Source organism: Microvirga arabica (genome assembly GCF_016811235.1).
GTDB lineage: Bacteria > Pseudomonadota > Alphaproteobacteria > Rhizobiales > Beijerinckiaceae > Microvirga > Microvirga arabica.
On sequence record NZ_JAFBID010000043.1, the window covers coordinates 42017 to 48466 of the forward strand.

General features: G+C 64.6%; 6 protein-coding genes. 2 read left to right on the top strand and 4 right to left on the bottom strand.

All coding sequences use genetic code 11. The annotated features are described in order from the left end of the window. Positions 1 to 70: 70 nt before the first annotated feature. Positions 71 to 811 carry a DUF4336 domain-containing protein gene (locus tag JQC81_RS19605; protein WP_203273463.1) on the bottom strand — a complete coding sequence of 247 codons (741 nt, stop codon included), beginning with the start codon at positions 809 to 811 and terminating at the stop codon, positions 71 to 73. A gap of 187 nt (positions 812 to 998) precedes the next feature. Here JQC81_RS19605 and JQC81_RS19610 point away from each other — a divergent pair, with 187 nt between their 5' ends. Then, a complete protein-coding gene (locus JQC81_RS19610; protein WP_203273464.1) occupies positions 999 to 2114 on the top strand; it encodes an NADH:flavin oxidoreductase/NADH oxidase in 1116 nt (371 codons plus the stop codon). Between the two features lie 82 nt (positions 2115 to 2196). On the opposite strand, the gene uvrA is transcribed toward JQC81_RS19610, so the two are convergent. From uvrA to JQC81_RS19625, 3 genes are read right to left on the bottom strand one after another with little or no spacing between them, the layout of a single operon-like run. Next, positions 2197 to 5178, bottom strand: a complete 2982-nt coding sequence (uvrA, locus tag JQC81_RS19615) for an excinuclease ABC subunit UvrA (RefSeq protein WP_203273465.1) — start codon at positions 5176 to 5178, stop codon at positions 2197 to 2199. Next, a complete protein-coding gene (locus JQC81_RS34405; protein ID WP_203273470.1) occupies positions 5171 to 5749 on the bottom strand; it encodes a hypothetical protein in 579 nt (192 codons plus the stop codon). Before JQC81_RS34405 ends, uvrA begins: the two co-directional genes overlap by 8 nt. Further along, on the bottom strand, positions 5703 to 6140 hold the full coding sequence (locus tag JQC81_RS19625; protein WP_203273466.1) for a calcium-binding protein: 438 nt from the start codon (positions 6138 to 6140) through the stop codon (positions 5703 to 5705). The genes JQC81_RS34405 and JQC81_RS19625 overlap by 47 nt, the downstream gene beginning before the upstream one ends. Positions 6141 to 6361: 221 nt before the next feature. Between JQC81_RS19625 and JQC81_RS19630 the strand changes: the two genes are divergently transcribed. After that, positions 6362 to 6450: single-stranded DNA-binding protein (locus tag JQC81_RS19630; RefSeq protein ID WP_203273471.1), on the top strand; the 89-nt coding region annotated here is incomplete at its 3' end.

A 6450-nucleotide genomic window follows, 5' to 3' on the forward strand; every position in this document is an offset into this window, starting at 1 on the left:
TCCTCCCCTGTCGAGCCGGAATGATCGTCCCTTGGATGCAGAGGGGCAATGGCGCAGAAGAGGCAGAGCGCTATTCCAGCAGCCAGGCGAAGGCCCGTTCCAGGCTTGCCGCTCCGTCGCGGTCGAACCAGCGGCCGTGGCTGAAGATGACCCGCTCCGGGTTCCACGCGACGAGCCGCGAGACCGCCTCCTGGGCTTCCTTGCGGCGAAGGCGAACGACGAAGCGCAGATAGGCCGGGGCCTTGCCGTTGGGCGCGTCGACACCGGTGAGCCTGGCGAAGAGGCGCGTTCCCAGCGGGAGCTTCTCCGGCTCCAGGTTCTGGATCAGATCCGTCAGGATGAGGGTTCGCGTGGGCCGGTGCAGGAACGCGACCTCGCGAAAGCCCGCGCCGCCCGAGATGACGGCCTGCTCGATCTCCCCACCCCAGTCCTCCGGCGGCGAATCCGTCAGGTCGCGGTCGAACCGGATGCCGGCTTGGCGCACCTGCGGCCGCTGCCGAAGGTTGGGAGCGGCGGAGGTCTTGGCCGCCGGGCAGCCGCCCTGCCAACCCTTGAGATGCGTCCAGTGCGCGATGTTGGGCGCGACGAGATGGCGGATCGGCCCGAGCGTCTCGATCTCGCGCCGCAGCTCCGGGTTGTAGCGCGTGGGCGAATGGAGCCACACATCGCCATTGCCGAACCGGATCACCGTCATCCGCACCGGCAGGCTCAATCCCATCGCCTCCTGCGGCCCGCTGTCGACGATCCAGAGGTTCTCGGCAACGGGCTTGAGCACGTCGAGGGGAGGGTAGGTGACATCTTCACTGGCCATGGGTGCGCCTTTCTCAAGCGTTTCACCGTTATAATGCGTCGCCCGGGGGAGAAGGTTCGCTTGATCCCGCTTTGACTTCTCTCATTGCTCAGGCATGCCCTATCGGCGCCGACCTTTTGGACCTGTCGTGCGTTTGAGGGAGGGCGGCTCGCACAGGTCAGCAGCGCCCCGATCCGGGAGACAATCGATGACGCAGGCAAAACTCTTCACGCCGTTCCAGATCGGAGACTTCACGCTCGCCAACCGCATCGTGATCGCGCCCATGTGCCAGTACTCGGCCGAGGATGGCTGCATGACCGACTGGCACATGATCCATCTGGGCCAGCTCGCGCTTTCCGGCGCCGGGCTCCTGACCATCGAGGCAACGGGTGTCACGTCGGATGGACGGATCACCTATGCGGATGTCGGCCTCTATTCGGATGAATGCGAAGCCGCCATGCGGCGCGTGCTGGACGGGATCCGCCGCTGGTCGCACATTCCGATTGCCATTCAGCTTGCCCATGCCGGGCGCAAGGCCTCCACCGAGGTGCCCTGGAAGGGCGGTGCGCAGATCCCGCCGGATCATCCCCATGGCTGGCAGACGGAGGCGCCCTCGGCCGTTCCTCATTCCGACGGCGAGGTTCCTCCGACGGCGCTGGACAGAGATGGGCTTGCACGGGTGCGGGAGGCCTTCGCCGATGCGGCCAGGCGCGCAGCGCGGCTCGGCCTCCATGCGGTGCAGGTCCATGCGGCGCACGGCTACCTGCTGCACCAGTTCCTCTCGCCCCTGTCCAACCGGCGCGAGGACGAATATGGCGGCTCGCTCGAGAACCGTATGCGCTTTCCGCTCGAGGTCTTCGATGCGGTCCGCGCCGCCTTTTCCGCCGATCGCCCCGTAACCGTGCGCGTGTCGGGCACGGACTGGGCCGAGGGTGGCTGGACGATCGAGGAGACGGTGGAATTTGCCAGGGTACTGGAAGCGCGCGGGTGCAGCGCCATGCACGTCTCAAGCGGCGGGCTGACGCCGGCGCAGCGGATCGCGGTCGGTCCCAACTATCAGGTGCCGCTCGCCCGCGCGGTCAAGCAGGCTACGTCCATGCCGGTGATCGCCGTCGGTCTCATCACCGATTTCGTGCAGGCGGAGGCCATTCTCAGCACCGGCGATGCCGATCTCGTCGCCATCGCCCGGGCCATCATCTACGATCCCCGCTGGCCCTGGCACGCCGCCGCCCATTTCGGCGCCGCCGTGAAGGCGCCCAACCAGTACCTGCGCTCGCAGCCGCGGCAGTTCCCGCACCTGTTTGATGCGCGGGCGGATGATTAATGAAGAGCAGAGATGGGCTGGCTTACTGCGGACGCGAGCCCTGCGGCAATCGTAAGATAAGCGAGCGTCAGGCGATCAGCTTTCACTCCGCCGCCTGCCGCGTCACCTTCTTGTCCTTCTTGGCCGGTGCCTTCTTGGCGGCTTCCTTCGGAGCAGCCTCCTTCTTCAACGGCCTGCGCTCCAGCACTTCCTTGAGGAAGCGGCCGGTGTGGCTTTCCTTGGACTCGGCAATGTCCTCGGGGGTGCCCTGAGCGACGATGCGGCCGCCGCCGTTGCCTCCTTCGGGGCCCATGTCGATCACCCAGTCGGCGGTTTTGATGACCTCGAGGTTGTGCTCGATCACCACCACGCTGTTGCCCTGGTCGACCAACTCGTGGAGCACTTCCAAAAGTTTCGCGACATCGTGGAAGTGCAGGCCGGTGGTAGGCTCGTCGAGGATGTAGAGGGTGCGGCCGGTGGCGCGCTTGGACAGTTCCTTGGAGAGCTTCACGCGCTGCGCCTCGCCGCCCGACAGCGTGGTCGCCTGCTGGCCCACATGCACGTAGTCGAGGCCAACGCGGGCGAGCGTCTGCATCTTCTCGCGGATCGACGGCACGGCCTTGAACAGCTCGCGGGCTTCTTCCACCGTCATGTCGAGCACATCGGCGATGGACTTCTCGCGGTACTTCACCTCCAGGGTCTCACGGTCGTAGCGCTTGCCCTTGCACACGTCGCAGGTGACGTAGACGTCGGGCAGGAAGTGCATCTCGATCTTGATCACGCCGTCGCCCGAGCAGGCCTCGCAGCGGCCGCCCTTCACGTTGAAGGAGAAGCGTCCGGCCTGATAGCCGCGCGCCTTCGCCTCGGGCAGCCCCGCGAACCACTCGCGGATCGGTGTGAAGGCACCGACATATGTCGCCGGGTTCGAGCGCGGTGTGCGGCCGATGGGCGACTGGTCGATGTCGATGACCTTGTCGAGATGCTCCAGCCCGTCGATGCGCTCGTGCGGTGCCGGGTGCTCCAGCGCGTTGTTGAGCTTGCGCGCCACGGCCTTGTAGAGCGTGTCGATCACAAGCGTGGACTTGCCGCCGCCGGACACGCCGGTGATGCAGGTGAAGGTGCCGAGCGGGATCTCCGCCGTCACGTTCTTCAGGTTGTTGCCCTTGGCGCCCACCACCTTCAGCATGCGCTTGGGATCGCGCTTGCGGCGCTTGCCCGGCACCTTCACGGCCAGCTCGCCCGTGAGATACTTGCCTGTGAGCGACTTCGGGTTGTTCATCACCTCGTCGGGCGTGCCTTCGGCGACGATCTGGCCGCCATGGATGCCCGCGCCGGGGCCGATGTCGAACACGTAATCGGCCTGGAGGATCGCGTCCTCGTCGTGCTCCACCACGATCACGGTATTGCCGAGATCGCGCAGGCGCTTCAGCGTGCCGAGCAGGCGCTCGTTGTCGCGCTGGTGCAGGCCGATGGACGGCTCGTCGAGCACGTAGAGAACGCCCGTGAGGCCGGAGCCGATTTGCGACGCGAGACGGATGCGCTGGCTCTCGCCGCCCGACAGCGTGCCGGAGGCGCGGGCGAGCGTCAGGTATTCCAGGCCCACATCCACCAGGAAGGTGAGGCGCTCGCGGATCTCCTTGAGAATGCGGCCGGCGATCTCGTTCTGCTTCTTCGTGAGCTTCTTCGACAGGTCGCTGAACCACACCTGCGCGTCCTTCACGGACAGCGCCGTGGCATCGCCGATGTCGGAGCCGGCGATCTTTACCGCCAGGGCTTCCGGCTTCAGGCGCTTGCCGCCGCAGGCCTCGCACGGCGTCTCGCTCATGAAGCGGCCGATTTCTTCCCGCGCCCAGTCGCTCTCGGTTTCCTTGTAGCGGCGCTCGAGATTGGGGATCACGCCCTCGAAAGGCTTCTTCACCTCGTAGGCGCGCATGCCGTCGTCATAGGCCATGCGGATGTTCTCGCCATCCGAGCCGTAGAGGATGACCTCGCGCACCTTCTCGGGCAGCTCCTCCCAGGGCTTCGTCATGGACGCCTTGAAGTGCTTGGTGATCGCTTCCAGCGTCTGGCCGTAATAAGGCGAGGTGGACTTCGCCCAGGGCATGATGGCGCCGCGCTTGAGGGACAGCGTCTCATCCACTACGAGGGCCTCGTCGATGCGCATTTCGTGGCCGATGCCGCCGCAGGTGGGGCAGGCGCCGAACGGGTTGTTGAACGAGAACAGGCGCGGCTCGATCTCAGGGATTGTGAAGCCGGAGACAGGGCAGGCGAACTTCGACGAGAAGACGATGCGCTTCGCCTGTCCCTTCTCGTCCTTCTCGTCGGCGTATTCGATGACCGCGATGCCATCGGTGAGCTCGAGCGCGGTCTCGAAGGAATCCGCCAGGCGGGCTGCGATATCGGCCCGCACCACGATGCGGTCCACCACCACGTCGATGTCGTGCTTGAACTTCTTGTCCAGAGCAGGGGCCTCGTCGATGGCGTAGTACTCGCCGTCGATCTTCAGGCGCTGAAAACCCTTCTTCTGGAATTCGGCGATCTCCCTGCGGTACTCGCCCTTGCGGCCGCGCACCACGGGGGCCAGCAGGAACAGCCGCGTCTTCTCCGGCAGCTCCAGCACCCGGTCGACCATCTGGGACACGGTCTGGCTCTCGATGGGCAGGCCGGTGGCGGGCGAATAGGGAATGCCGACGCGCGCCCAGAGCAGGCGCATGTAGTCGTAGATCTCGGTGACGGTGCCCACCGTCGAGCGCGGGTTCTTCGACGTGGTCTTCTGCTCGATGGAGATGGCGGGGGACAGGCCATCGATCTGGTCCACGTCCGGCTTCTGCATCATCTCCAGGAACTGGCGGGCATAGGCCGACAGCGACTCCACATAGCGGCGCTGCCCCTCGGCGTAGATGGTATCGAAGGCCAGCGACGACTTGCCGGAGCCGGACAGCCCCGTGAACACCACGAGCTGGTCCCGCGGGACCATGAGGTCGACGTTCTTGAGGTTGTGCTCCCGCGCCCCGCGCACGGAGATCACGCGCGCATTCGGATCGCCCGCCTTGGCGCGGTTGAACAGGTCGTCGAGTTTAGCCATTGCCCGCTAGCCTTTTGAGGAAGACCGGCCTCGCCAGGCCGGTTCCCGCATATGTGATGCCCCAGCCGCCGGCGCAATGCGGCGGATGATTCCAGGAGCAGGATCCTAGAACAAAGAGGGTACGGAGGGCAATGGGGTAGAGGGGAGACAGAGAAGTTTGGCGCCGAAAGATAGTCGGAGACTGGAGAGCTTGGCCGTTCTTGTCCCGAAGGATGTCCTTTTCTCTAGCTTCGAGCTTCGCGGGTCCATATAACGATGCGTTATGGTGCCAGTTCCACCCCGGTGATCCATGACCCTGACACTGACTATTCAATCCTTCAGGCGTGTCCACGCCTTTGCCACCAAGGGCATTATCACCGCCATCAACAACGACCCTATCATTGCCGTCGCCGCCCAGCAGCCTGTCCTTGCTCGGGGCAACCGGATTAGCGGGATCCGTGTTGGGGGTGGGGTCGGTGCCGTCGATGAAGTCATCACCGGCTCCGCCGGACAAATTATCGTTGCCGGCTTGGCCGTATAGGTCGTCATCCCCCCTTGCCGCCGTCGAGACGGTCGTTTCCCTCGCCTCCAGTCAGTTGGTCGTCATCGTCGCCGCCATTGAGCTTGTCATTCCCCTCTGCCCCAAAGAGGTTGTCTCTGCCGGCGTCGCCATAAAGGCTATCGTTGCCTTCGTCACCAGTAAGCGAGTCTGTGCCTTCGCCGCCATAAAGCTTGTCGTTGCCGAGGCCACCACGGAGAAGGTCTCTGCCGAGGCCGCCGAGTGCCTTGTCCGATCCAAAGCCACCAAAGACGGTGTCGTCACCAGCGCCTCCGGTCAGGTTGTCTATGCCGTCGGCTCCAAAGATATAATCGTCGCCCGCTCGGCCGTCGAAAATATCCTTGAACTTCGAGCCGAAGAAGAAGTCGTCTGTCGTGGTCCCTTTAAGGGCCTTCCTCTTCGTGGTGATGCGGTAAGTTGTCATTTCTTGCTCCCGTGCAGTAGGAAAAATACCGCACGTTATCGCGTTGCAATCAACCGTTGCTTGCAGCCCCCGAAAGTGTTCACGACACCCAGTGGTCCGTTTTCCTAAACGGAGCGCAGCAGCCGTTAACTGGGGACAGGCCTGTGCAGAACCTCATGCCCGGCTTGCCCCCTGGCCCCTCCGGCCCCAGAACAGCCTCAGGTGAATGAGGAGTGGCTCCGATGGCGGGCAGCGTGAACAAGGTGATATTGGTGGGCAATCTGGGGCGTGACCCTGAGGTTCGTCGCCTGGGAAGCGGGGATCCTGTGGT

Coding starts and splice junctions, on each gene's coding strand:
- JQC81_RS19605 (WP_203273463.1), bottom strand. CDS start 811: ATGGCCAGTGAAGATGTCACCTACCCTCCCCTCGACGTGCTCAAGCCC.
- JQC81_RS19625 (WP_203273466.1), bottom strand. CDS start 6,140: ATGACAACTTACCGCATCACCACGAAGAGGAAGGCCCTTAAAGGGACC.
- JQC81_RS19610 (WP_203273464.1), top strand. CDS start 999: ATGACGCAGGCAAAACTCTTCACGCCGTTCCAGATCGGAGACTTCACG.
- uvrA (WP_203273465.1), bottom strand. CDS start 5,178: ATGGCTAAACTCGACGACCTGTTCAACCGCGCCAAGGCGGGCGATCCG.